This window comes from Salinimicrobium sediminilitoris (genome assembly GCF_020866905.1).
Lineage (GTDB): Bacteria > Bacteroidota > Bacteroidia > Flavobacteriales > Flavobacteriaceae > Salinimicrobium > Salinimicrobium sediminilitoris.
This window is the reverse complement of record NZ_JAIVCC010000005.1, coordinates 384,004-406,894: the sequence shown is the minus strand read 5'-3', so window position 1 is coordinate 406,894 and position 22,891 is coordinate 384,004. Positions and strand designations below refer to the sequence as shown.

General features: G+C 42.1%; 25 protein-coding genes. 17 read left to right on the top strand and 8 right to left on the bottom strand.

Annotated features, from left to right (window positions below):
- Positions 1-86 precede the first annotated feature (86 nt).
- Entirely contained in the window at positions 87-815 is a 729-nt protein-coding gene (locus LA313_RS06980; RefSeq protein WP_228913961.1) for a TerB family tellurite resistance protein, read from the bottom strand.
- Between the two features lie 149 nt (positions 816-964).
- Here LA313_RS06980 and LA313_RS06975 point away from each other — a divergent pair, with 149 nt between their 5' ends.
- The 3 genes from LA313_RS06975 to LA313_RS06965 all read left to right on the top strand — a co-directional run bounded on the left by LA313_RS06975 (position 965) and on the right by LA313_RS06965 (position 3,011).
- Complete coding sequence (locus tag LA313_RS06975) at positions 965-1,375, top strand: BrxA/BrxB family bacilliredoxin (RefSeq protein ID WP_228913960.1); 411 nt, start codon at positions 965-967, stop codon at positions 1,373-1,375.
- 200 nt (positions 1,376-1,575) lie between these two features.
- Positions 1,576-2,316: a lysophospholipid acyltransferase family protein gene (locus LA313_RS06970; RefSeq protein WP_228913959.1), complete on the top strand. Its 741-nt coding sequence runs from the start codon at positions 1,576-1,578 to the stop codon at positions 2,314-2,316.
- Positions 2,317-2,342: 26 nt separating this feature from the next.
- A complete protein-coding gene (locus LA313_RS06965; protein ID WP_228913958.1) occupies positions 2,343-3,011 on the top strand; it encodes an HD domain-containing protein in 669 nt (222 codons plus the stop codon).
- Here LA313_RS06965 and LA313_RS06960 read toward each other — a convergent pair.
- The 7 genes from LA313_RS06960 to LA313_RS06930 all read right to left on the bottom strand — a co-directional run bounded on the left by LA313_RS06960 (position 3,008) and on the right by LA313_RS06930 (position 9,423).
- Positions 3,008-4,081 carry a PA0069 family radical SAM protein gene (locus tag LA313_RS06960; RefSeq protein WP_228913957.1) on the bottom strand — a complete coding sequence of 358 codons (1,074 nt, stop codon included), beginning with the start codon at positions 4,079-4,081 and terminating at the stop codon, positions 3,008-3,010. The two genes, LA313_RS06965 and LA313_RS06960, sit on opposite strands and share 4 nt — an antisense overlap.
- A 43-nt stretch (positions 4,082-4,124) precedes the next feature.
- On the bottom strand, positions 4,125-4,907 hold the full coding sequence (locus LA313_RS06955; protein WP_228913956.1) for an enoyl-CoA hydratase/isomerase family protein: 783 nt from the start codon (positions 4,905-4,907) through the stop codon (positions 4,125-4,127).
- A 6-nt stretch (positions 4,908-4,913) separates the two neighbouring features.
- Positions 4,914-6,323, bottom strand: a complete 1,410-nt coding sequence (locus LA313_RS06950; RefSeq protein ID WP_228914452.1) for a sensor histidine kinase — start codon at positions 6,321-6,323, stop codon at positions 4,914-4,916.
- Positions 6,324-6,406: 83 nt separating this feature from the next.
- Positions 6,407-6,955: a CopD family protein gene (locus LA313_RS06945; RefSeq protein WP_228913955.1), complete on the bottom strand. Its 549-nt coding sequence runs from the start codon at positions 6,953-6,955 to the stop codon at positions 6,407-6,409.
- A 107-nt stretch (positions 6,956-7,062) separates the two neighbouring features.
- Positions 7,063-7,353: a hypothetical protein gene (locus LA313_RS06940; protein WP_228913954.1), complete on the bottom strand. Its 291-nt coding sequence runs from the start codon at positions 7,351-7,353 to the stop codon at positions 7,063-7,065.
- 52 nt (positions 7,354-7,405) lie between these two features.
- A complete protein-coding gene (hemH, locus tag LA313_RS06935; RefSeq protein WP_228913953.1) occupies positions 7,406-8,437 on the bottom strand; it encodes a ferrochelatase in 1,032 nt (343 codons plus the stop codon).
- 95 nt (positions 8,438-8,532) lie between these two features.
- Positions 8,533-9,423 (bottom strand): AraC family transcriptional regulator, encoded by an 891-nt coding sequence (locus tag LA313_RS06930; RefSeq protein WP_228913952.1) that lies wholly within the window; start codon positions 9,421-9,423, stop codon positions 8,533-8,535.
- A 210-nt stretch (positions 9,424-9,633) separates the two neighbouring features.
- On the opposite strand from LA313_RS06930, the gene hemA reads away from it, so the two are divergent.
- The 14 genes from hemA (at position 9,634) to LA313_RS06860 (ending at position 22,891) form a co-directional block, all read left to right on the top strand.
- Positions 9,634-10,893: a glutamyl-tRNA reductase gene (hemA, locus tag LA313_RS06925; protein ID WP_228913951.1), complete on the top strand. Its 1,260-nt coding sequence runs from the start codon at positions 9,634-9,636 to the stop codon at positions 10,891-10,893.
- Positions 10,890-11,813: a hydroxymethylbilane synthase gene (hemC, locus tag LA313_RS06920; protein WP_228913950.1), complete on the top strand. Its 924-nt coding sequence runs from the start codon at positions 10,890-10,892 to the stop codon at positions 11,811-11,813. The genes hemA and hemC overlap by 4 nt, the downstream gene beginning before the upstream one ends.
- A 26-nt stretch (positions 11,814-11,839) precedes the next feature.
- Positions 11,840-12,553 carry a uroporphyrinogen-III synthase gene (locus LA313_RS06915; RefSeq protein WP_228913949.1) on the top strand — a complete coding sequence of 238 codons (714 nt, stop codon included), beginning with the start codon at positions 11,840-11,842 and terminating at the stop codon, positions 12,551-12,553.
- 115 nt (positions 12,554-12,668) lie between these two features.
- A complete protein-coding gene (locus tag LA313_RS06910; protein WP_228913948.1) occupies positions 12,669-13,220 on the top strand; it encodes a transposase in 552 nt (183 codons plus the stop codon).
- A 10-nt stretch (positions 13,221-13,230) separates the two neighbouring features.
- Positions 13,231-14,259 carry a uroporphyrinogen decarboxylase gene (hemE, locus tag LA313_RS06905; RefSeq protein WP_228913947.1) on the top strand — a complete coding sequence of 343 codons (1,029 nt, stop codon included), beginning with the start codon at positions 13,231-13,233 and terminating at the stop codon, positions 14,257-14,259.
- Between the two features lie 2 nt (positions 14,260-14,261).
- Positions 14,262-14,765 carry a DUF6973 domain-containing protein gene (locus LA313_RS06900; RefSeq protein ID WP_228913946.1) on the top strand — a complete coding sequence of 168 codons (504 nt, stop codon included), beginning with the start codon at positions 14,262-14,264 and terminating at the stop codon, positions 14,763-14,765.
- Positions 14,762-15,664 carry an oxygen-dependent coproporphyrinogen oxidase gene (gene hemF, locus LA313_RS06895; RefSeq protein WP_228913945.1) on the top strand — a complete coding sequence of 301 codons (903 nt, stop codon included), beginning with the start codon at positions 14,762-14,764 and terminating at the stop codon, positions 15,662-15,664. The genes LA313_RS06900 and hemF overlap by 4 nt, the downstream gene beginning before the upstream one ends.
- Positions 15,665-15,754: 90 nt before the next feature.
- A complete protein-coding gene (gene hemB / locus LA313_RS06890; protein WP_228913944.1) occupies positions 15,755-16,720 on the top strand; it encodes a porphobilinogen synthase in 966 nt (321 codons plus the stop codon).
- Positions 16,721-16,773: 53 nt separating this feature from the next.
- On the top strand, positions 16,774-17,100 hold the full coding sequence (locus LA313_RS06885; protein WP_228913943.1) for a hypothetical protein: 327 nt from the start codon (positions 16,774-16,776) through the stop codon (positions 17,098-17,100).
- 71 nt (positions 17,101-17,171) lie between these two features.
- On the top strand, positions 17,172-17,651 hold the full coding sequence (locus LA313_RS06880; protein WP_228913942.1) for a hypothetical protein: 480 nt from the start codon (positions 17,172-17,174) through the stop codon (positions 17,649-17,651).
- 347 nt (positions 17,652-17,998) lie between these two features.
- Positions 17,999-18,706: an SDR family oxidoreductase gene (locus LA313_RS06875; protein ID WP_228913941.1), complete on the top strand. Its 708-nt coding sequence runs from the start codon at positions 17,999-18,001 to the stop codon at positions 18,704-18,706.
- Between the two features lie 18 nt (positions 18,707-18,724).
- Positions 18,725-19,843 (top strand): SDR family NAD(P)-dependent oxidoreductase, encoded by a 1,119-nt coding sequence (locus tag LA313_RS06870; RefSeq protein ID WP_228913940.1) that lies wholly within the window; start codon positions 18,725-18,727, stop codon positions 19,841-19,843.
- Between the two features lie 10 nt (positions 19,844-19,853).
- The gene (locus LA313_RS06865) at positions 19,854-21,884 is read left to right on the top strand and encodes a GDP-mannose 4,6-dehydratase (RefSeq protein ID WP_228913939.1); all 2,031 of its coding nucleotides are present in this window, start codon (positions 19,854-19,856) and stop codon (positions 21,882-21,884) included.
- On the top strand, positions 21,881-22,891 hold the full coding sequence (locus LA313_RS06860; RefSeq protein ID WP_228913938.1) for an MDR/zinc-dependent alcohol dehydrogenase-like family protein: 1,011 nt from the start codon (positions 21,881-21,883) through the stop codon (positions 22,889-22,891). Before LA313_RS06865 ends, LA313_RS06860 begins: the two co-directional genes overlap by 4 nt.

Sequence of the window (22,891 nt, the reverse complement as noted above, 5' to 3'; positions counted from 1 at the left end):
ACGTCTATGGTCCTTCAAGACCGCGAACAGCTTTTATAGGTCTGAAATTGGGGAGTAAATTGCTTCAGTAAAAGCCATTTCGGAGCCTAAAAGCCGCGTTCCTTCTGAATTTGTTCGTATGCTTCCTGGACCCTTCTAAATTTCTCTTCAGCTCCTTTTTGATAAGCTTCGTCCATATGCTGGAGCTTATCGGGGTGATATTTCTTAGCCATTTCTCGATATGCCTTTTTAACTTCGGCGTCGGTCGCAGATTTGTCGATCTCCAGGATCTTATAGGAGTTGTCTGTGGTCTTGAAGAACATGGCGTAAAGACTCTCAAAATCTTTTGATCCAATGCGCAGGTAGCCTGCGATTTGCCGTATTTTCCCCGCTTCGGCCTGGCTTACTCTTCCATCGGCATTGGCAATACTAAACAGGAAGTGAACTATTTGCAGTCGGGCCGCATACTGGGTGCGGGCCACCAGGAACTGGGCAATTCTCCTCTCATCAAGTTCCCGGCTTTTTACAACATCATTGAAAGTGCGAAAAACAGCATTTGCACGTTCCTTTCCATAGGCCTGCACAAAATAATTGCGCACATAATCCATCTCCTGCTGACTCACCTGTCCATCGGCTTTAATAACAATAGCCGAAAGCGTTAAGAGGTGAAGTTCAAAATCCCCCGGAGTGACACGCTCTTCTTCAGAAAAAATTTTGAATCCTCCCCGACGGGAGGAAGTAAGAGAATCTATAATACTTCCTATAATAAAACCGAGGATAGCTCCACGGAATCCATAAAACATAAAGCCGACAAAAGCGGCAAACCATTTGATCATTCTGGTACTTTTGGGCTGCAAAGATAGTATTTTACAACGGCTTTTCTTTTGAATAAGGAGCCCCTCAGGGGTTTAACTTTACAGAATTTATGCTCTTAGTTTAATTTGGTATCTTTGCATCTTTAGTTCTAACAATAAAAAATTGATATATGTATCCACCGGAATTAGTGAAGCCAATGCGCGAAGATCTTACCAGCATTGGGTTTGAAGAATTACATACAGTAGACAAAGTTGATGAGGCAATTGCCAGAAAAGGTACTACCCTGGTAGTGGTAAACTCTGTATGCGGTTGTGCCGCTGCCAATGCCCGTCCTGCAGCCAGAATGTCTTTACAGAATACTAAACGACCAGATCACCTGGTGACCGTTTTCGCCGGAGTAGATAAAGAAGCAACAGATAAGGCCCGTGATTATATGGTTCCTTTTCCTCCATCTTCTCCATCTATGGCATTATTCAGAGACGGAGAATTAGTTCATATGTTGGAAAGACATCACATAGAAGGGCGTCCTGCCGAAATTATCGCAGATAATCTTACTGAAGCTTACAACGAGTTTTGCTAAAATTTATGGTGTAAAAGCCATTTTTCAATATTTAAGCTGTCAAAAATGGATTTTTTGACAGCTTTTTTTGTTTTAAAAAACCACAATATTCTTTATCAACCTGTACTCCTTAACAAGAAATACCAAAATTGATGGTGCAATTAGGTTTTGCACGTCATGAATTAAATGCAGAAATTGCAGCCCTTTACAAGCAAGAAAGAATGAAAAAATTTAAAAAGATCTTCTCCTACCCAATTTCGGTAATATTTTTATTTTTCTTTTTTCTTACCCTGCTAATCTTTCATCCTATCCAATGGATTTCCCTGAAATTAGGCGGTTACGAAGGTCATAAGAAAAGTGTAGATGCTTTAAATTTCTTCCTTCTGCGTTGCCTCAATCTTTTAGGTACAAGATTTACCATTGAAAACCCTTATAACCTGCCCACTAACAGATCCTGCATTTTCGTCTCGAATCACCAGGGTACTTATGATATTCCTCCCATCATCTGGCACTTTAGAAAGCACCACCCAAAGTTTGTAAGCAAAAAAGAGTTAGGAAAAGGAATACCAAGTATTTCTTATAACTTAAGACACGGCGGGAATTTGCTTATCGATCGAAAAAAAGGACGGGAATCCATGATCGCGATGAGCAAGTTTGCCGATTACCTCAACGAGCATAAACGCTCTGCCGTTATTTTTCCTGAAGGAACACGCAGCCGTACCGGCGCACCCAAGAAATTTGCAGTAAAGGGATTGCAGTTGCTTATTGAAAAAATGCCCGATGCTTTGGTCGTTCCTATTACCATCAATAACAGCTGGAAACTGTTTCGCTACGGAAACTTCCCAATGGGAATCGGGGTTCATTTCAAATTAAAGGTACATGAACCAATTGCAGCAAACTCTGAAGGTTCCGATGCACTTGTAGCACAGGTAGAACGCACTATAACGGCCGAAATAATCTAGGCCTTAATATGACATTTTAGAGACCTATGGACAAAAACAGGATCGTTGTAGACACTGCTGAATTTGTAAAGCATAAATTACAGGACGCCGAAGGTGGCCACGACTGGTTCCACATTGAACGGGTATGGAAAAACGCGCGTGAAATCGCCGCAGGTGAGAAAGTTGATCTCTTCGTGGTAGAACTTGGAGCACTGCTTCACGACATTGCCGATTACAAATTTCATGATGGAGATGAGTCTTTAGGACCTGAGATCGCAAGAAATTTTTTACAGGGAAAAGAGGTTCCGGAAGCCATCATTGTACACGTAGAGAACATTATAAACTGGATCTCTTTTAAAGGAGGGAATGAGCAACAGCAATTCAATTCCCCCGAGCTGCAGGTAGTGCAGGACGCCGACAGACTTGATGCTTTGGGAGCTATTGGTATTGCCCGCACTTTTAACTACGGTGGCTTTAAAGGAAGAGCCATTTTTGATCCTGCTATTCCTCCTAACCTCAACATGAGCAAGGAGGAGTACAAGAAATCTACAGCGCCTACCATAAATCATTTTTATGAAAAGCTTTTTCTCTTAAAAGATCGCATGAATACCGGGACCGGAAAAAAGCTGGCCGAAGAGCGCCACGATTTCATGGTCAAATATCTAGACCAGTTTTTTCGGGAGTGGGGTCTTCCCTCTCAAAAATGGCATTTTTAGAAGAGTTTCATTTGTCCATCTTTGTATTGCTCATGCAGTTCGCAGTTCAACACAGGGCGCTCCCGACCCTTAAGATATAGTTTTCTTGCAATGGCAAATTGCTGTGCAACCTGATCGGAAATATTTCCATCTCCTTTCATACGGGTGCCAAAGCGGCTGTCATTGAGATTTCCGCCGTGACATTCGGCTATTTGATGCAGGACTTTCTCTGCCCTGTCTGGCATTGCTTTCCTGATCCATTCAGAAAAAACCTCTCCAATAGCACCATTTAGCCTTACCACAGTATAACCTACTCCACAGGCTCCCCTTTCTGAAATCTCTTTGACCAACGGGAGAATTTCATGGCTGTTGATCGAAGGAATGATAGGTGCCATCATCACGCTTACCGGTATATTTTTAGAAGCCAGCAGCTCTACCGTCTGCAGCCTCTTCTTTATAGTAGCCGTTCTCGGTTCCAGTAATTGTCTTGTTTTTTCATCTAAGGAGGTAATGGAAAGATTTACCCTTACCAGATTATCTTTTGCAAGTTCCTGAAGAATATCAACATCCCGCTGGATCAATGCATTTTTGGTAATAATTCCAACAGGATGTTTATATTTTAGAAATACCTGAAGCAACTTTCTTGTGATCTCCAGTTTCCGCTCAATAGGTTGATAACAATCTGTATTCCCCGAAAGTACAATTGGGGCAGCTTTCCAGCTTTTACTGCGGAGTTTTTGCTCCAGCAATTCCACTGCATTTCTTTTCACCAGGATCTTCTGCTCAAAATCTAGACCTGGCCCATATCCCCAATACTCATGTGAATTCCGGGCGTAACAGTAAACGCACCCGTGTTCACAACCCTGGTAAGGATTAAGAGAATATTCCATCCCCACATCGGGGCTGGTTACTTTATTAACAATAGTCCTGGGAAAGGTATCTATCAAAGTAGTTTGCGCAGAGGTTGCCTCTTCACCTTCGGCCGCACAATAGTTGAGAAAATCATCTCTCAATTCATAAGACAGAGCATCAAACCTGTTCTTGACCTGGTGCTGCGCTCCCCTTCCCCTTATAAAATCGTTCCTCTTCATAAGGAACAAAAATAGGATATTTTCCCTTTATATGGAAATATTCCTATTTACCCGGGAAATTTGCCTTTCGCTTATTTAGAAAAGCAGAAGTACCTTCCTTAAAATCTTCGGTTCCAAAAGAGCTTCCAAACTCCTCGATCTCCAATTCAAAACCATTCACTCCGTCCTCGTAGTTGGCATTAACAGCTTTGATGGCCGCAGCAACCGCTACCATTGAATTCTTCATGATCTTACCGGCAAGTTTTTCTGCCAGAGGAATCAATTCCTCAGGAGTGGTGACATGATTTACCAGGTGGTATTCCAGTGCTTCTTTCGCATCAACCATTCCGGCAGTCATAATCATTTCCATTGCCTTTCCTTTGCCTACCAGCTGTGGTAACCTCTGAGTGCCTCCATAACCCGGGATCACCCCGAGGGAAACTTCAGGCAATCCCATCCTGGCATTGTCGCTGGCAATCCTGAAGTGTGCAGCCATGGCAAGTTCGAGTCCGCCGCCGAGGGCAAATCCGTTAACTGCTGCGATTACCGGCTTTGGAAAGTTGGCCACTACGTCAAATAGCTTTTCCTGTCCTTCGGCAGCAAGTCGTCTCCCTTCTTCAGCCGAAAAATCAGCAAATTCACTAATATCGGCTCCGGCCACAAAGGCCTTTTCTCCACTTCCGGAAAGGATCACCACTTTGATATCGTGATCTTCACGGGCAGATTCAAATGCTTCGTTAAGCTCGGCAATGGTAGCCTTGTTTAGAGCATTGAGTTTCTTCGGTCGGTTAATCGTTATGTAACCAATATTTTCGTTCTCTTCGAACAGAATATTTTCGAAATTCATACCTTTTTATTTTGGAAAGTGAACCTTAAAGATAGTGCCTTTATTTAATTTAGAGGTAAACTGTATGCTTCCACCACAACTCTCTACAATATTTTTCACCATAGCAAGACCAAGGCCCATTCCGCTGGATTTGGTGGTAAATTTAGGCTCGAAGATCTTGTCCTTATTTTCTTCAGAAATTCCAACGCCATTGTCTGATACTACTAGACAGGCGCGGTTCTCCTCCTCCATCACCGAAACCAGGACTGCAGGATTTTCTTCCTTCTCCACGGCCTGTACGGCATTTTTTACCAGGTTCGTCACCACCCTAATAAGTTGTGTACGATCAAACTTGGCGACGATCTCCTCTTTTTCTGAAGAGAACAGGATGTAATCTTCATTAAAAATATCGAGGGCCAGCTTTACTATTTTTGGAACATTTAGAGTTTCATTTTGTTGCGCCGGCATTTTTGCAAAATTGGAGAAAGCCGAAGCAATTGAGCTCATAGTATCTATTTGGGTAATGAGCGTATCGCTAAATTCATCGACCTTGTGCTGAATTTGAGGATCATTGGGATCGAATTTCCTTTGAAAACTCTGAACGCTGAGGCGCATTGGCGTTAGCGGATTTTTAATTTCATGGGCCACTTGCTTGGCCATTTCCCGCCAGGCCTGTTCCCGCTCGCTGGTGGCGAGTTTAGCCGCACTTTCTTCAAGCTCATCGATCATTGAGTTATATGCCGCCACGAGCGTAAAGATCTCCTCACTTACATTACCAATCTCGATCTTCTGGTTCTTTTTATCAAGGCGCGTTTGATGAATCCTTTCTGAAACTGTTTTTAAGCTTCGGGTGATATATTTTGAAAGGAAATAAGCCAGCAGGATCGCAAGGACCAGCATGAACAAATAAACTTCGGTAAGCTTAATGAGAAAATTCCTTAAATCCCGGGTAATAAAGTAGTCGTCTTCGAGGTAAGGAAGGTTCAGGATTGCCAGTGGCCGGAATTTATTGTCTGTGATATAGGTATAGGAAGACTGAAATCTTTTGTCGTTCTTGATAGTTTGTTCTATCACCCTTTTTCGGGAAGAAGCCTGCAGCTTTTCAACAATCGTCCTGTCAAGTCTAAGATCGGTCGTGTCTGGGAAAAAGGACTGGTTCGACTTTAAAATAAGATCGCCTTCAAGGCTATAGACATTAATGGGCATGTTATGCACTTGTGAGATCTCGTGGATCTTGTCGTCCTGTTTAAGAATAAGGTAAACCATCTCCTCCCTTATCTCATAGGTGGTGCTTTCCACTACAAATTTGATGTGTTCCCTTATCGCCTCTTCCTTGCGTTCGAGTCGTTCCCGATGATATTCCTGGGCTTCCTTCTTATATTGCAATACCGTAATTCCTCCAATTAAAATTGATGCCAGTAACACCAGCACGATCATGGAAAGGAATATTCGGGTTCTTAAAGAAAATTTCAAAAAGTAATTTTTAAGGTGGCAAAATAACTAACAATTATTAAACCATTCTAAATATCGGGGTTTTTGGAACGTAAACGCTTGTAAATTTTTATTCCCAGCATCAACATCGCGGCCAAAAGGAAAATTCCGACTACACCATAGATCCAGTTTAGCGCATCTCTAAGGATCACCAGGAATACTACTGCAAAAAGAATAAGCGTGGACACTTCATTCCAAAGCCTCATTTGGTTTGAGGTCCAGGTGATCTTATCATTTTGAAGCTGATTAAAGATATGATGAGTTTTACCATGGTAAAAGAAAAGAAGCAGCACAAAAGCAAGTTTCACGTGCATCCAGGGCATTTGCAACCATGCCGGCATAAGCACAAGGAGCCAGACAGCAAAAAGAGTTGCAAGAATTGCTGAAGGCCAGGTAATGATAAACCACAGCCTCTTTGTCATGATCTTTAATTGTTCGCTTAAAATGCTCTTTTCAGGTTCAGGTTTCTCTGAAGCTTCAATGTGGTAGATGAAAAGCCGGGGGATATAAAAAAGTCCCGCAAACCATGTGATCACAAAAATAAGATGCAGGGCTTTGATGTAGTTGTAATATTCCACTCTATGCTGAAGGTTTTGTGATGGGGTTTAGGCGGGTATTGAATACTGAAAAAATATTCACATTATCTACGATCCGAATGAGGATCCATGAGATATGAAAGGAGATCTTAGAAGTCATCCAGGTCCCGAAGATTTCGTTTGACCACTTCCCTGGGAATGGATTCACCACCATTTTTCAAGTGGTCGTCATAACGTCTCATGAGCTCTTCCTCTTGCTCAGGAGAAATATTTAAAGCTTCTGAAAATTCTACTTCTTTATGTAAATTATACTCCTCTTCAGTTTCCGAAGCTATAGAAGGATATGAGCGAAAGATCTCCTCCACTTTCTTCAACGTGGAAGCATCATTACAATTAATGATCTCCTCTAAAAGTTCTAATTTCAGCTTGTCAATTTTCATATCTTAACAAAGATAATTTAAAACGAATTTTGCCAAGGTGTCAAAAAAGGTATTATACAGCTACATTTTGCTGCGCCCACTCATCAACCCAACGCGCCAGTACCTTCACCCAGTCTTCCCGATCGTTAAGACAGGGCACAACAGTGAATTTTTCACCGCCTGCTTCCTCAAAGATCTCCTTTCCTTCCATTGCGATCTCCTCAAGCGTCTCCAAACAGTCTGAAACAAACGCCGGAGTCACAATTGCAAGATTCTTTACTCCTTCCAGGCCTTTTCTTTCAATTGTACGATCTGTATAGGGTTGCAACCATGGGTCAAATCCTAATCTGGACTGGAAGGACACCGAAAATTTCCCTTTTTCGAGCCCCAGGTATTCAGCTACCAGTTTGGTAGTTTCATAACACTGGTGACGGTAACAAAATTGGTGTGCAGGAGAAGGCGTTTGACAACAACTGCCATCTATTTTGCAATGAGATTGGGTAATATCACTTTTCCTGATATGCCTTTTCGGAACCCCGTGGTAAGAAAACAAAAGATGATCAAAATCCACCCCTTTTAATGATTCTGAAATACTCGTGCCCAGCACCCGAATATAATCTGCATGATTATAGAAAGCGGGAACCGAAGTAAACTGCATCTGCGGAAAATGTTTTTTCCGAAGTTCTTCAGCCAGAACCAAAATTGTTTCGGTAGTTGCCATGGCAAACTGGGGATACAGTGGAAAGATCAATACCTCGTCCACTCCTTTGTCATGCAGTTCCTGAAGTCCGCTTTTAATCGAGGGCTTGCCGTAACGCATGGCCAATGCAATAGGAACTGAAGTTAAAGAATCCACCTTTTCCTGAAGCCTTTCAGAAAGAACAATTAAAGGAGAACCTTCTTCCCACCAGATCTTTTCATAAGCCTCTGCCGATTTTTTCGGGCGGGTATTTAGAATTATTCCACGCACCAAAAGAGTACGTGCCCAATAAGGCACGTCAATAACCCTTTCATCCATAAGGAATTCATCGAGGTACTTTTTTACGTCTTTTGGGTCTGTGCTGTCGGGCGAACCAAGGTTGACCAGTAATACTCCTTTACTCATCTTTTGAATTTGCTGTAAAAATACGATTATTAAATTCTAGCTAAAAAGCTTCAGGAAATCTTTAGAAAAATGGTTGCATTGAAGAAATTTATGGATCAGGCTTCCGAAGAAAGTGACATTAGATACTTCTTTGGAGTAGTTCCAAACTTCTTTTTAAAGGCCGCAATAAAATGACTGGAAGTGCTGTAACCCACTTTAAGTCCAACTTCATTCACATTATATTCTCCGGAATCCAGTAGCTTTCGTGCATATTCCATTTTATAATCAAATAAAAAGCTGAAGACCGAATCTCCATAAATCTGCTTAAACCCTTCCTTAAGTTTTTTAAGGCTAAGGCCAATTTCCCTGGAAAGTTCCTGCAGGGAAGGAGGTTCGGCCATATTGGCAATCACAATTTCCTTGGCCTTTCTTATTTTTAGCACGTTCTCCTCATCACTCAGGAAAGGACATTGCTCAACATCGGGTTCACCGGAACGATTAAAATAAAGGCTTAGCAATTCATATGCCTTAGCTTTAAAGTAAAGATTTTTAATACTTGGAACCACATTATAATTCACTACCTGGTTTAGGACGATCACCATTCCCGGCGTTAAAGGACTGTCCTTATAATAGTGCTTATCGCGGTTCTCAAGACTAAGAAAACTCACATAACCTGCCTCTTCAGAAAAAAGGCCATGAAACTTTTTTATCGAGATCACAATGGAGATCACCCAGCTGCCCGGCTGGAGCTCTAGATCAATGGGAAGGTCTCGTTTTGGATTGTACAGCAATAGTGCATTTTCTTCCATTAGTGGAATTTTATAGCTCCCATTGTTGAAGAAAAACCTGCCTTCTCCTTTCCCCGAAAAATGAAACTGGATGAAGTTGCTGTTGATATTACGGTTAATCTTCACCCGCTCCCTGGTGGTATTCTGAAACCGGAGCAAATAAAATCCCTCTTCCAACCGGGTTTTTTCAAAGGTACTTTGAGCGACATTTTCCTGCATGGCAAAATGAATTTATTGGTGGCTTTTATTTAGAAGCGTTCTAAACAAAGTTGCTGCATTTCCATAGTTCATAGGTAAAAATAGCTCAAAAATATGATTTTGATCAGTTTTTTAGTCAAAATCACGTGAAGCGACAAAAAATGTACTTTGAGCGTTGTTTTTTACTTTAACCTTGTCTTACATTTGCTCGTTAGAATCCTATTCAGGTACATGGAAGATTATAATATTTCTAGAGGAAAACATTTTTATACAATAGGCCTAAGTTATAAAAAGGCCGATGCAGAAGTAAGAGGACATTTTAGCCTGGACGATATTAGAAAGAAAAATTTGCTTGAGCAGGCAAAGATCGAAGGTATCGACGGCATTATTGTAACCTCTACCTGCAACAGAACCGAAATTTACGGTTTTGCCCAGCACCCTTTCCAATTGATCAAATTGCTGTGTGAGCATACCCATGGCACCGTTGAGGAGTTTGAAAAGGTCGCTTATGTATATAAAAATAAAGAGGCGATTTCTCATATGTTTAGAGTTGGCACCGGTCTTGACAGCCAAATTCTTGGAGATTTCGAGATCATTAGCCAATTAAAGATTGCATTTATACAGTCAAAGGATATAGGAGTCTCAAATCCATTTTTAGAAAGACTGGTGAATGCCGTGATCCAGGCAAGTAAGCGCATTAAAAATGAAACCGGGATATCCTCGGGAGCTACTTCTGTAAGTTTCGCTTCGGTTCAATATATTCTTAAGAATTTTGAAAACCCGGCAGACCAGAATATCTTACTTTTCGGAACAGGAAAAATAGGTCGCAATACCTGTGAGAACCTGGTAAAACACACCAAGAAACATCAAATTACCCTAATCAACAGGACGAAAGATAAAGCAGAAAAAATTGCCGGTAAATTCGACCTCACCGTTAGGGATTATGCCGACTTGCAGGCAGAGATAAGACAGGCCGATATCCTTATCGTGGCGACAGGAGCTCAAAATCCTACTATTACAAAAGAATTGATCTATAATAAGAAAGACCTCTTGATCCTTGATCTTTCTATTCCAAAAAATGTTTCAGATGAAGTGGCAGAACTTCCGGGAGTGTCGGTAATTCACCTGGATCACCTTTCCCAAATGACCGATGAGACTTTGGAACGCAGAAAATCTGCAATTCCAGATGCACATAAGATCATTGCCGAAATGGAAGCCGATTTCAATTCCTGGCTCGAAACCCGAAAGTTCGCACCTACCATAAAAGCTTTGAAAAAGAAACTGAAGACCATGAAAGATGCTGAAGTGGATTTTCAACGCCGAAAAATTGAAAACTTTAACGACAGGCAGGCCGAAGTTCTTGGAGATCGCATCATCCAAAAGATAATGAACCAGTTTGCCAACCATCTCAAAGGCGATTCGAATTCTACAGATGAAAGCCTGGAGTTGATCCAGAAGGTATTTCAACTGGAAGAAACGTTTAAGAAATGAGCAGGGTAATTCGTATAGGCACCCGGGACAGTGAACTAGCGCTTTGGCAGGCAAATGCTGTAAAAAATGCACTTGAAAAACTGGGTCATAAGACGAAATTAATACCTGTAAAATCACAGGGTGACCTGGTGCTTGACAAGCCTCTCTATGAATTTGGTATCACAGGGATCTTTACCAAGACCCTGGATGTAGCCATGATCACAGATGAAATTGACATCGCGGTACACTCCATGAAAGATGTGCCCACTGCCCTGCCGAAAGGAATTGTGGAAGCTGCGGTGTTAAAAAGAGCAAATACCCAGGACATTTTAATTCATAAAGGCACCAACTTCCTCAACGAGGAAGGCATAGTTGCCACAGGAAGTCTGCGACGACAGGCCCAGTGGCTGCATAAGTACCCAAACCATGAGATCGTAGATCTTCGCGGGAACGTAAATACCCGCCTGCAGAAGCTTGAAGACAGCGACTGGAATGGGGCCATTTTTGCGGCGGCAGGTCTTGAACGCATCAACCTAAAACCCGATTCTTTTATTGATCTAAAATGGATGATCCCGGCACCCGCACAGGGCGCTATGCTGGTAGTTGCCAAAGAAGACGATGAATTTTGCAGAAAGACCCTCTCAGCTTTAAATCATGAGAAAAGTCAAACCTGTGTTCATATTGAAAGAGAATTCCTACGCGTCCTGGAAGGGGGATGTACAGCTCCTATAGGTGCTCTGGCAACTATTGAAGGAGATAAAATCCACTTTAGGGCGGCACTTTTTAGTCTTGACGGGCAGCAAAGAATTGGTGTAGAAAAGGAAATTCCGGTATTAGATCACAAAGATTTTGGACGTGCCTGTGCCGAGGAAGTGCTGCAAGCCGGGGGAAGAGAACTTATGCGGGAGATAAAAGAAGCGGTTAACAACACCAAAGGTTAATATTTAGACACAAACGCTACCGGGATTTGTCAAAAACAGAAGATGGCGACGGTTTTCCAAAACAGCTCTCAACCCGGAGCAGGATCGCCTCTGTACTTTCAACAAAAAAACTTACTACCGGACAGCGGGGACTCCTTCTAAATCGTGGAATTGGCCTGGTAGAAATGGATTTTATTTCTATTGTTCCAATGGATTTTGAAATAAAAAATATTCCGGACAACCTGATCTTCACCAGCAAAAATTCTGTTAGGGCAATTCTGAAACATCTGCTTAGAAACCAGCTGCAGGAAAAAAATATTTTTTGTGTTGGGGAGAAAACTGCCGTTTTTTTGAAACAAAATGGCTTCAGGGTTTCAAAAGTGGCAAATTACGGAGGAAACCTGGCTTCAGAAATAATCAACAATTACAAGAAAGAAGAGTTTTTGTTCTTCTGCGGAAAAAAAAGAAATGCAGATCTACCGGAGCGACTAAAATCTGCCGGGGTAAACTTTTCTGAAGTAGAAGTATATGACACTCATGAAGTGTCCAAAAAAATAGATCGTACCTTTGATGGAGTGTTGTTTTTTAGTCCCAGTGCAGTGCGAAGCTATTGTTCCCAGAACGACCTTAAAGACAGCACGGCTTTTTGCATTGGAACGACAACTGCAGCCGAAGCCAGAAAATTTACAAATGAAATAGTTATTGCCACGACTCCGTCAATTGAAAATGTGATTGTACAGGTGGTGAAAAAATTTACGTAGCGAATAGGTGGTAGACCTGCAAGGTTTCCAAAACCTTGTAGGTCTCTTTTAAACTAATAAACTAAGACCTACAAGGTCGAAAAAAAGACCTTACAGGTCTGGGAGATATAAAAATATGAAATTAGAAACATTAGAAAAAGATCATTTTTACCACATCTACAACAGGGGTATAAATAGATCAAACATTTTTTCTAATGATGAAAATAAGCGCTACTTCCTTCAGCTGTACCACAAATATTTAAGCCCAGAAGTTTCAACGTTCGCCTACTGTCTACTTCAGAATCATTTTCACATGGTGATTAGAGTGGAGACAGATACGAAGCAAGTAACTCAAAGCTTTTCAAATTTCTTTAATTCTTATGCCAAGGCCTTTAACAAGGCAGAGAATAGGACAGGCAGTTTATTTGAGAAGCATTTCAAAAGAATTAAAGTAGATAATGAAAAGTACCTGAAACAACTGATAATCTATGTAAATTTAAACCCTGAAATCCATTTTGGGAAAGCCTTCAAAACCTATACCTTTTCTTCGTTTCGGGAAACTGTAAGCGATGATCCGAAAATTGTAAAAAATGAAGAAATTTCTGCACTTTTTGGAGGTAAAGAAAATTTTCAGAAAGCACATGAGAATCGAAGTGTCTCTCTTTCTGAAGAATTAACATTAGAATAAAACAATGACCATGATAAAAAACGATCTTTTTCTAAGAGCTTTAAAAGGGGAAACGGTGGAACGCCCACCGGTATGGATGATGAGACAGGCAGGAAGATACCTGCCCGATTTTATGAAGCTTAAAGAGAAGTACGACTTCTTTACGCGTTGTCGCACTCCAGAGTTAGCTACAGAAATCACTGTGATGCCTATTCACCAGGTAGGAACAGATGCAGCTATACTTTTCAGCGATATTTTAGTGGTTCCTCAAGCGATGAATATTGAAGTGGAGATGAAACCGGGCCTTGGCCCCTGGCTTCCACATCCCGTAAGATCTTCTGCCGACGTGGATAAAGTTATAGTACCCAATGTGCACGAAACTTTAGGATATGTAATGGACGCCGTCAAAATGACCAAAAAGGAACTCAACAATGAGGTACCTTTGATAGGTTTTGCCGGCTCTCCTTGGACGATTTTGTGTTATGCAGTACAGGGACAGGGTTCCAAAAACTTTGATATTGCGAAGAAATTCTGTTTTACAAATCCACAGGCAGCACATACCCTGCTTCAAAAGATCACCGATACTACAATTGCTTACTTAAAAGCCAAAGTTGAAGCAGGAGTTGATGCGGTTCAGGTATTTGATTCATGGGGAGGGATGCTTTCTCCTGAGGATTACCAGGAATTCTCCTGGAAATACATTCAGCAGATCATTGATGCTCTAAAACCTGAAATTCCAGTAATTGCTTTTGGAAAAGGATGTTGGTTTGCCCTCGATAAAATGGCAGTTTCGGGAGCTTCTGCCCTTGGGGTTGATTGGACCTGTTCTCCCCAAATGGCAAGAAAACTAACTGGGGGAGAAATCACCCTTCAGGGGAATTTTGATCCAAGCAGATTATATTCACCGCCTTCAGAAATTAAGAAAATGGTGAAACAAATGATTGATGAATTTGGAAAAGACAGGTATATAGTCAACCTTGGCCACGGGATACTACCCGATATTCCTGTAGAAAATGCCATTGCTTTCGTGGAAGCCGTAAAAGAATATAAGGCTCATTAATAGTGGTAGTAGGTAAAAGAATAGCGACCCTTAACTTTAAGGAACTCGCTGTTCTTTGCGGCGTCTTTTTAAGACATCCTTCATACCTCCTCCCTAGTTATAAGGCTACCCGTGAAGCTGTAGCCATAAGCGACCGCCTGTATGGCGATTTACATCATAAGGACAACAGGACAAACGCTTTTCGTCATGCCCTTTGGAACTATTTGATCTGTAGATCCTGTTTACCGGCGGCCGGTTCCCCCGGAAACGCAATGAGCTGGAGCAAAAGGATAACCGATCTTCATGAGCGGCTATCGCCAAATGAGGGCCTTGCAAAAAAAATGGATCTTCATAATAACAGGATAGGAAGGGAATTATTCATTGATTCGCTAGATAAAGAAAAGGAAGAGGTTGTATCCATTCTTCAGCAAAAAACGGGGGAAGCAATAAAAGTCGAGAGTGTAGAAGAAATTGAAAAAGAGAATAATAAATTAGTTTTTCTTGAAAAACTTAAAACTCAGAAATGAAAGAAAAGTTCTACGCATACATTCAAAATCTTCAGGACAGGATCACTGCAAATCTTGAAGCCATTGATGGAAAAGCCATTTTCAAGGAAGATCTTTGGCAAAGAGAGGAAGGCGGCGGCGGTCGTACAAGGGTAATAGAAGACGGTGCCGTGTTTGAAAAAGGCGGGGTAAATATCTCCAAAGTACATGGACCTCTTGCACCGGCAATGCAGCAGCATTTTGGTGTGGGAGATGTTGATTTCTTTGCCTGCGGGCTCAGCCTGGTTTTACATCCTTCAAACCCTATGGTGCCTACGGTTCATGCCAACTGGAGGTATTTCGAAATGTACGACAAGAGTGGAAACACAGTAGACAGCTGGTTTGGCGGAGGACAGGATCTTACTCCCTACTACCTTTTTGAGGAGGATGCGGAGCATTTTCACAAAGTTTGTAAGGGTGCCTGTGACCGTCATGACCCTTCTTTTTATCCCGATTTCAAAAAAAAGTGTGACGAGTATTTCTGGAATTCCCATCGTGATGAGGCCCGAGGAATAGGAGGTTTATTTTTTGATTATTTAAAGCCCTCCAATGAAAAACCGCAAGAGGCCTGGTACAATTTTGTTACCGATATAGGGGACAGTTTTCTTGAGGCTTACCTTCCCATTGTGGAAAGAAGGAAAGAACTTGCTTTTTCTTCCGACCAACGTGACTGGCAGGAGATAAGGCGGGGTCGCTATGTGGAATTTAATTTGGTGCACGATAAAGGCACTTTGTTTGGATTGAAGACCAATGGTAGGATTGAAAGCATCCTCATGAGTCTGCCTCCACATGTGCAGTGGGTATATGACCATCATCCCGAACCGGGAAGTGAAGAAGAGAAGTTGGTGGAGGTGTTGGAGAATCCTCGGGAATGGGTCTAAATTAGTCATCAGTGGTCAGTGGTCAGTAAAATTTTCGAAAGGCCAAATTTTGACCTTGAACTTTAAACATTAAACTTTGAACCTAAGATTATGCTAATAAGAAACCGACGACTAAGAACAAACGAAGTTATTCGAAGCCTGGTAAGGGAAACCATTATTTCTCCTAATGATTTTATCGTACCACTGTTTGTAGTGGAAGGGCAAAACGTGAAGGAAGAGATCGCTTCCATGCCTAATTACTACAGATATAGCCTGGATCTGTTGAAAAAAGAGGTTAAGGAACTTTGGGACCTGGGACTAAGATCTGTTCTGGTATTTGTAAAAGTACCCGATAATCTAAAAGACAACAAGGGAACTGAAGCTCTTAACGCCGAAGGCCTTATGCAGCGGGCGGTAAAGACGATCAAAGACGCTGTGCCCGAAATGCTGGTAATGACCGACGTCGCTCTTGATCCATACTCTTCCTACGGCCATGATGGTATTGTAGAAGACGGATATATAGTTAATGATGCCACCAGGAAAGTACTGGCCCAAATGTCGCTTTCACACGTGCAGGCAGGGGCTGATTTTGTAGCTCCCAGTGATATGATGGACGGAAGGATCCAGGCAATTAGGGAACTGCTCGAGCAGGAGAATTTTCCAAATGCCGGAATAATGAGTTACAGTGCGAAATATGCTTCGGCATTTTACGGCCCTTTTAGGGATGCACTGGATTCGGCACCCGGCTTTGGTGATAAGAAAACTTATCAAATGGATCCCGCAAACCGCGAAGAGGCGATCAAAGAAACTCTGCAGGACATCGCTGAAGGCGCCGATATCGTAATGGTAAAACCGGGACTTTGTTACCTGGACATTGTTCGGGAGATCAAAAATGCCGTAAACGTGCCGGTGGCAGTTTACCAGGTAAGCGGCGAATATTCCATGCTCAAAGCTGCAGCCGAAAAAGGCTGGCTGGATCATGATGCGGTGATGCTGGAACAGCTTACTGCAATCAAACGGGCAGGTGCGCAAATGATCGCCAGTTATTTTGCAAAAGACGCTGTTAAATTGCTCTAATCGGTGTGCTTTTTGATTACTTTTAGCTTGTGCAGCAGCAGATAAAAATATTGTTGAATCACCTCGTCCTTTTGCTGGCCCTTTTGAGCATTGGCGGGGTTTCTACTTATGCTTCCGGTGTTCCTGAGATCCGGAGAGAGCAACCATTTTCTACGGAAAAATTTGCCGCTGCGAATCCTCTTTCTGTAGCCTATCGCGAAAACCTTTATCAGGAGATCCCGGAGCTACTGAAAAATCTCCATTTCGGCAATTCTTCAGTAGTTCCCAATTCCTTTAATACGGAGATTACTGGCTGTTCGGAAGGATCTTACTTCAGCTATAAAAGAGATCTTCGAAAAGATCTTGAAATCCATCTTTTTCCGAAGCATTTTTTCTTGTGAACACGTTCTGCACTCTTTTGCAGTACACGATATCATATTTTATATAAAGTTCACATTAAATAATTTACAAAATGGATACAGCATCCACCCTTATGGGTCTGGGACTACTACTCTTGTTTATAGCTCCCGTTGGTTTTCTCGTTTACAACCAATCTCAAAAAGAAAAAAAACGCGCAAAGAAATTGTCTTTTTTGGCAGGTGAGAAAGGTTACAACCTTGACGAAACTGAAAATGTACATGGGTTATCACTGGCACTGGACAAAACAGCCAAGAAATTCCTCCTTTTAAAATCTGGTGAGGAAGCGAAATTGCAGGTTATTGATCTTGATGATATTTCAAAAATAGAGTTACACAAAAACAACGAAGATGGAAAAAATACATCTTCACTGGATGAAATGAGAGAAATCATGCTTCTGGTAAAGACCAAAAATAATTCAGAAAAAAAGCTGGTTTTTTACGCAGAGGAAGAAGATCCGGTTACCCAAAAAGCTGAACGTTTGGACAGGGCTATAAAGTGGCAAAAGACACTTCAGAAATATACCCGGTCCTAAACTTTTCCCAAATTAAATATAAATAACAGGAGCATAATCGCTCCTGTTATTTTTTTGCAGCTTCTTCAACCCCTATGACAACTGACTTAACAAGAATTCTCGCACGATTTTTTCCCGGATAACCGGCTGCTGATCCAGCCCCGAACTCCCAGTAAAATAGCGGGGTTTAAGATTGTTTTAAGTTTGCTTTAGTACAATTTCACAGGCTTCTCTTGTACCTTTGAAAATGAGCGATGGAGATAATTCAGCCATTTTTTCCGGGACGTTCGCTCATCCCCCCATTAATTGTCCTGGTGGAAAAAATTCGCTTAAGGTTATTTCAATAACTTAAAAAAGATCTGAACCGAATGACTAAAAATGCTTCTACAAAGATTGCCCTGGTGACCGGTGGTAGTAGCGGTATTGGAAAAGCAATAGCCAGAAAACTCAGCAGTGAAGGCGTAACAGTTGTAGTAGCCGATCTTAATAAATCTGGGGAACAGCATGAAAATATAAAGTATCGAAAATGTGATGTGAGTAAGGCAGAAGAAATCGATGATCTCTACTCCTGGACCACAGAAAATTTTGGTCACCCCGATTATCTTATCCTCAATGCCGGCCGGGGTATTCAGGAAAAACTTACAGAAGGAGATCCTGAGAAATGGAAAATGGTACTGGAAACAAATCTACTGGGCCCTTTGAGATGTATAAGGGCTTTTACTCCCCACATGATCTCTCAACAAAAAGGAAATGTTGTTTTTATTTCATCGGTCTCAGCCAATCAACCTCACCCATACGGAGGAATCTACGCGGCTTCAAAATCTGCCCTGGAGGTAATTGCCGAAACATTGAGACTGGAGGCCCTTCCCCACATAAATGTTACGATTGTAAGTCCCGGGATTGTAGACACGGCTTTTTACAAGCACCAGATCTCTGGAAATAATTCGGTGGACCAAATGGCCATGGGGGCGATAAATCCCGAAGAGATTGCAGAAGACGTATGGTATGCACTCAACAAGAAAAAAGGAACCAGCATCAATAAGATCATAACCAGACCAACTTTACAAAACTTTTAACCAACCAAAACTAATTAGATGCAGAAGAAAATACTTATAACAGGAGGAGCAGGATTTATTGGGTCGCATCTCGCAGATGAACTTTTAAACAAAGGATACAAGGTGCGGGCACTGGATAACCTTTCTGAACAGGTTCACGGGAAGAATGCTTCCCGTCCCGAATATCTTAATCCCGATGCGGAGCTGCAAATTGGAGACGTTCGTGATAAAGCGGCCGTAGAAAAGGCCCTCGAAGGCATAGATGCTGTAATTCACCTGGCGGCAATGGTGGGCGTAGGACAAAGTATGTATCAAATAAAAGATTATACAGATGTCAACAACGTAGGAACTGCAGTGTTAATGGAAGCGCTCATGGATAAACCGGTAGAAAAACTGGTCACCGCTTCCAGCATGAGTATTTATGGTGAAGGCCTGTACCTAAATGAGGAAGGCGAAAAACGCATGGACTGCGAAAGAAAACTGTCCGATCTTAAAAAGGGGAAATGGGAGATGTATGACAGCAATGGAAAAGAGCTGGAGCCGGTTCCCACTCCAGAAACAAAAATTCCCAATCTTTCTTCAGTTTACGCCCTTTCCAAATATGACCAGGAAAGGTTGAGTTTAATTACAGGAAAAGCATATAATTTCCCGGCCACGGCCTTGAGGTTCTTTAATGTTTATGGCACCCGGCAGGCACTTTCCAATCCCTATACCGGGGTCCTGGCAATCTTTGCCTCGCGCCTGCTGAATAATAACCCCCCATTGATTTTCGAAGATGGAAAACAGAAACGCGATTTCATCCATGTAAAAGATGTAGCCCGTGCCATTAGACTGGCAATGGAAAAGCCCGAAGCCGATGGTGAAGTTTTCAACGTGGGCAGCGGCAACAAATACACTATTCTTGAAATCGCCGATAAACTGGCAGAAGTAATGGGGAAAGAAGATCTTAAAGCCGAAGTAACAGGAAAATACAGGGTTGGGGACATAAGACATTGTTTTGCCGACACCACTAAAACAGAAAATAAATTAGGTTTTAAACCTGAAGTAAAATTTGAAGACGGTTTATTCGAACTGGCCGAATGGCTGAAAACTCAGATAGCTACCGATAATGTGAGTCAGGCAAGCGACGAATTATCTTCCAGAGGTCTAACCGTATAAAAGAACAGCTATGAAAGGAACGAAAAATATAGATCCAAATACTCCTCAACTCGGCATTCTTGAATGGTTTAGACCGGGGGAACACGAGCAGGTAAAAGCTGCAATTGAAGATTTCAAGAAACTCGGTATAAAACATTTACGAACAGGTATTTCCTGGGCCGACTGGTACGTTGAAGGTACCCCAGAATGGTATGACTGGCTTTTTGCAGAACTTGCTCCGCATGTCGAGATCTTACCCTGTTTCCTGTATACTCCTCCATCTATAGGAGAAATGCCTAAAACCTCAGCTCCACCTAAAGATCTAAAATCATATGCCGATTTTATAGATGAAATGATCACCCGGTATGGGGACTATTTTGAATGGGTGGAATTATGGAATGAACCAAACAATAAAGTGGAGTACGATTTTACTCTTGATTATTCCTGGAACAAGTTTTCCACGATGATAGGCATGGCTGCTCATTGGGCTCAAAAAAGAGGAAAAAAGACGCTGCTTGGGGGGATGAGTCCCATAGATCCCAACTGGCTGCAAATGATGGCCGAACAAAAAGTGCTGGATTACATTGATGCAGTGGGAATACATGGTTTCCCGCACGTGTTCGATCAACAATGGAAAGGCTGGGACATCAATATTAAGAGCGTTCGCGATGTGATGGAGAAATTTGGGTATGACAAAGAGATCTGGATCTCGGAGGTGGGATTCTCCACCTGGCAGGATGACGAGGTCAAGCAATATCAGGAATTTAAGAATGTTCTCAATGCCAATGCCGACAGAATCTACTGGTATTCATTAAAAGACCTTGATCCAAAAAACTCCACAGTGGGTGGATTCCACCTCGATGAGCGGGAATATCACTTTGGCCTCAAGAAAACCGATGGCACGGAAAAGCTGCTGTACAAGCTTCTTGAGAAACATGGAGTAGAGGAGATTAAAGAACAAAATTATATTAAGAAGCAATATAAAATTTCAGAAAGAGAGAAATATACATTAATAACAGGAGGTGCGGGATTCATTGGAACTAATCTCGCTTCCCGTTTCCTTTCTGAAGGAAAAAGAGTGATGATCTACGACAGTCTTTTTAGAGACGGAGTAGAAGAAAATCTGCAATGGCTTCAAAAGGAATATGGAGATAAATTGATCATCCAGATCGCCGACATTAATGAGGAAAGGATATTGCAGGAGTGTGTGAATAATGCTTCCGAAGTTTTTCACCTCTGTGCACAGGTTGCCGTAACCTCATCGGTGACAAACCCTGTTCATGATTTTAATGTGAATCTTAAAGGTACTTTTAATTTACTTGAAGCAATAAGAAAAAGTGAGCATCAGCCGTCTTTGATCTTCACTTCCACGAACAAGGTATATGGAAATCTACAGGATGTGAAAATGATTGAAAATGAAACCAGGTTTTATCCTGAAGACGCCATTATGAAGAAGCATGGGATCAATGAGAAAATTCCGCTTGATTTCCACAGCCCTTACGGTTGTTCAAAAGGGGCTGCAGATCAATACATTCTGGACTACTCAAGAACCTATGGCCTTAAAACGGCGGTTTTTAGAATGAGCTGCATTTACGGTCCACACCAGTTTGGCACCGAAGATCAGGGTTGGGTGGCACATTTTCTCATCAGCGCCCTGGAGAATCAACCCATAACCATTTACGGGAACGGAAAGCAGGTTAGGGATATTCTATTTGTAGAAGATCTTATAGATGCATTTATGCTGGCCTCTAAGAATATTGATAAACTGGCAGGAGAAGCTTTCAACATTGGTGGAGGACCCGAAAATACGGTGAGTCTCCTGGAAATCCTGGATACAATCAAAGAGAAAGCCGGGAAAGAGATGGATGTGAGTTTTGAAGACTGGCGCACAGGGGATCAATTCTATTACGTCTCCAATACCAACAAATTTAAAGAAGCTACAGGTTGGGAGCCTAAATATACGGTACAGGAAGGTGTTGAAAATCTGGTGAAGTGGCTATGTGAAAATCGAAATATCCAACTTCCTGAAAACCTGAATCCTCCAAAGAAAGTCGCAATATGAGAACTTCCGAAGCAGTACAGGAAAAAGCACCTGACACATCAAAAAATACTATGGCAAAAGCAGCAGTTTTAGAAGCTCCGCAAAAAGTAAGTCTTGTAGAAATAGAACTTCCGGAACCCAAGAAAGGAGAGGTACGAATCAAGCTGGAAGGTTCTGGAGTTTGCGCATCCAATATTCCTGTGTGGGAAGGCCGCGAATGGTTTGATTATCCGGTCACTCCGGGAGAACCAGGCCATGAAGGCTGGGGCATCATTGACGCAGTGGGAGAAGGTGTTACAGAATTGAAAGAAGGCGACAGAGTTACTGCCCTTACCTATAAAGCCTATGCAACCCATGATATCGCAAAAGAAGATAGTGTGGTGAAATTACCCGATGCTCTTCAGGGAAAACCGTTTCCCGGGGAACCTTTGGGTTGTGCGATGAACATCTTTAACCGCAGTGACATTCAAAAAGGGCAAAAAGTAGCCATAGTTGGCAGCGGTTTTTTAGGGACACTCCTGGTTCAGCTGGCGAAATCTGCCGGTGCCGAAGTTATTGCTGTCTCCAGAAGAGAATTTTCTTTAGACACTGCAAAAAAGGCAGGAGCAGATCATCTTATTCAAATGGATGATCACTACAAGATCATTGAAAAGGTAAAAGAACTCACAGGAGGGAATTTCTGCGAACGTGTCATAGAATGCACAGGAAAAGAATGGCCGCTTAACCTCTCTATTGAACTCACGGGTACAAGAGGAAAACTCATAGTTGCCGGCTTCCACCAGGACGGCATGCGCAGTCTTAACGTGCAAATGCTCAACTGGAGGGGAATTGACATGATAAGTGCCCATGAGAGGGATCCCCAGAAGTATATAAATGGAATTAAGGCGGCTGTAAAAGCAGTGGAAGAAGGAAAAATGGATCCTTTCCCCCTCTTCACACATAGCTTTCCCCTGGAAGAAATGGACAAGGCATATAAACATCTAACCGAAAGGCCTGAAGGCTTTGTAAAAGCATTAATCATTAACTAA

Bases quoted from the DNA above. Each gene is read 5' to 3' on its own strand.
- LA313_RS06980 (WP_228913961.1), bottom strand. From the start codon at position 815: ATGATCAAATGGTTTGCCGCTTTTGTCGGCTTTATGTTTTATGGATTC.
- LA313_RS06975 (WP_228913960.1), top strand. From the start codon at position 965: ATGTATCCACCGGAATTAGTGAAGCCAATGCGCGAAGATCTTACCAGC.
- LA313_RS06970 (WP_228913959.1), top strand. From the start codon at position 1,576: ATGAAAAAATTTAAAAAGATCTTCTCCTACCCAATTTCGGTAATATTT.
- LA313_RS06965 (WP_228913958.1), top strand. From the start codon at position 2,343: ATGGACAAAAACAGGATCGTTGTAGACACTGCTGAATTTGTAAAGCAT.
- LA313_RS06960 (WP_228913957.1), bottom strand. From the start codon at position 4,081: ATGAAGAGGAACGATTTTATAAGGGGAAGGGGAGCGCAGCACCAGGTC.
- LA313_RS06955 (WP_228913956.1), bottom strand. From the start codon at position 4,907: ATGAATTTCGAAAATATTCTGTTCGAAGAGAACGAAAATATTGGTTAC.
- LA313_RS06950 (WP_228914452.1), bottom strand. From the start codon at position 6,323: ATGATCGTGCTGGTGTTACTGGCATCAATTTTAATTGGAGGAATTACG.
- LA313_RS06940 (WP_228913954.1), bottom strand. From the start codon at position 7,353: ATGAAAATTGACAAGCTGAAATTAGAACTTTTAGAGGAGATCATTAAT.
- hemH (WP_228913953.1), bottom strand. From the start codon at position 8,437: ATGAGTAAAGGAGTATTACTGGTCAACCTTGGTTCGCCCGACAGCACA.
- LA313_RS06930 (WP_228913952.1), bottom strand. From the start codon at position 9,423: ATGCAGGAAAATGTCGCTCAAAGTACCTTTGAAAAAACCCGGTTGGAA.
- hemA (WP_228913951.1), top strand. From the start codon at position 9,634: ATGGAAGATTATAATATTTCTAGAGGAAAACATTTTTATACAATAGGC.
- hemC (WP_228913950.1), top strand. From the start codon at position 10,890: ATGAGCAGGGTAATTCGTATAGGCACCCGGGACAGTGAACTAGCGCTT.
- LA313_RS06910 (WP_228913948.1), top strand. From the start codon at position 12,669: ATGAAATTAGAAACATTAGAAAAAGATCATTTTTACCACATCTACAAC.
- hemE (WP_228913947.1), top strand. From the start codon at position 13,231: ATGATAAAAAACGATCTTTTTCTAAGAGCTTTAAAAGGGGAAACGGTG.
- hemF (WP_228913945.1), top strand. From the start codon at position 14,762: ATGAAAGAAAAGTTCTACGCATACATTCAAAATCTTCAGGACAGGATC.
- hemB (WP_228913944.1), top strand. From the start codon at position 15,755: ATGCTAATAAGAAACCGACGACTAAGAACAAACGAAGTTATTCGAAGC.
- LA313_RS06880 (WP_228913942.1), top strand. From the start codon at position 17,172: ATGGATACAGCATCCACCCTTATGGGTCTGGGACTACTACTCTTGTTT.
- LA313_RS06875 (WP_228913941.1), top strand. From the start codon at position 17,999: ATGACTAAAAATGCTTCTACAAAGATTGCCCTGGTGACCGGTGGTAGT.
- LA313_RS06870 (WP_228913940.1), top strand. From the start codon at position 18,725: ATGCAGAAGAAAATACTTATAACAGGAGGAGCAGGATTTATTGGGTCG.
- LA313_RS06865 (WP_228913939.1), top strand. From the start codon at position 19,854: ATGAAAGGAACGAAAAATATAGATCCAAATACTCCTCAACTCGGCATT.
- LA313_RS06860 (WP_228913938.1), top strand. From the start codon at position 21,881: ATGAGAACTTCCGAAGCAGTACAGGAAAAAGCACCTGACACATCAAAA.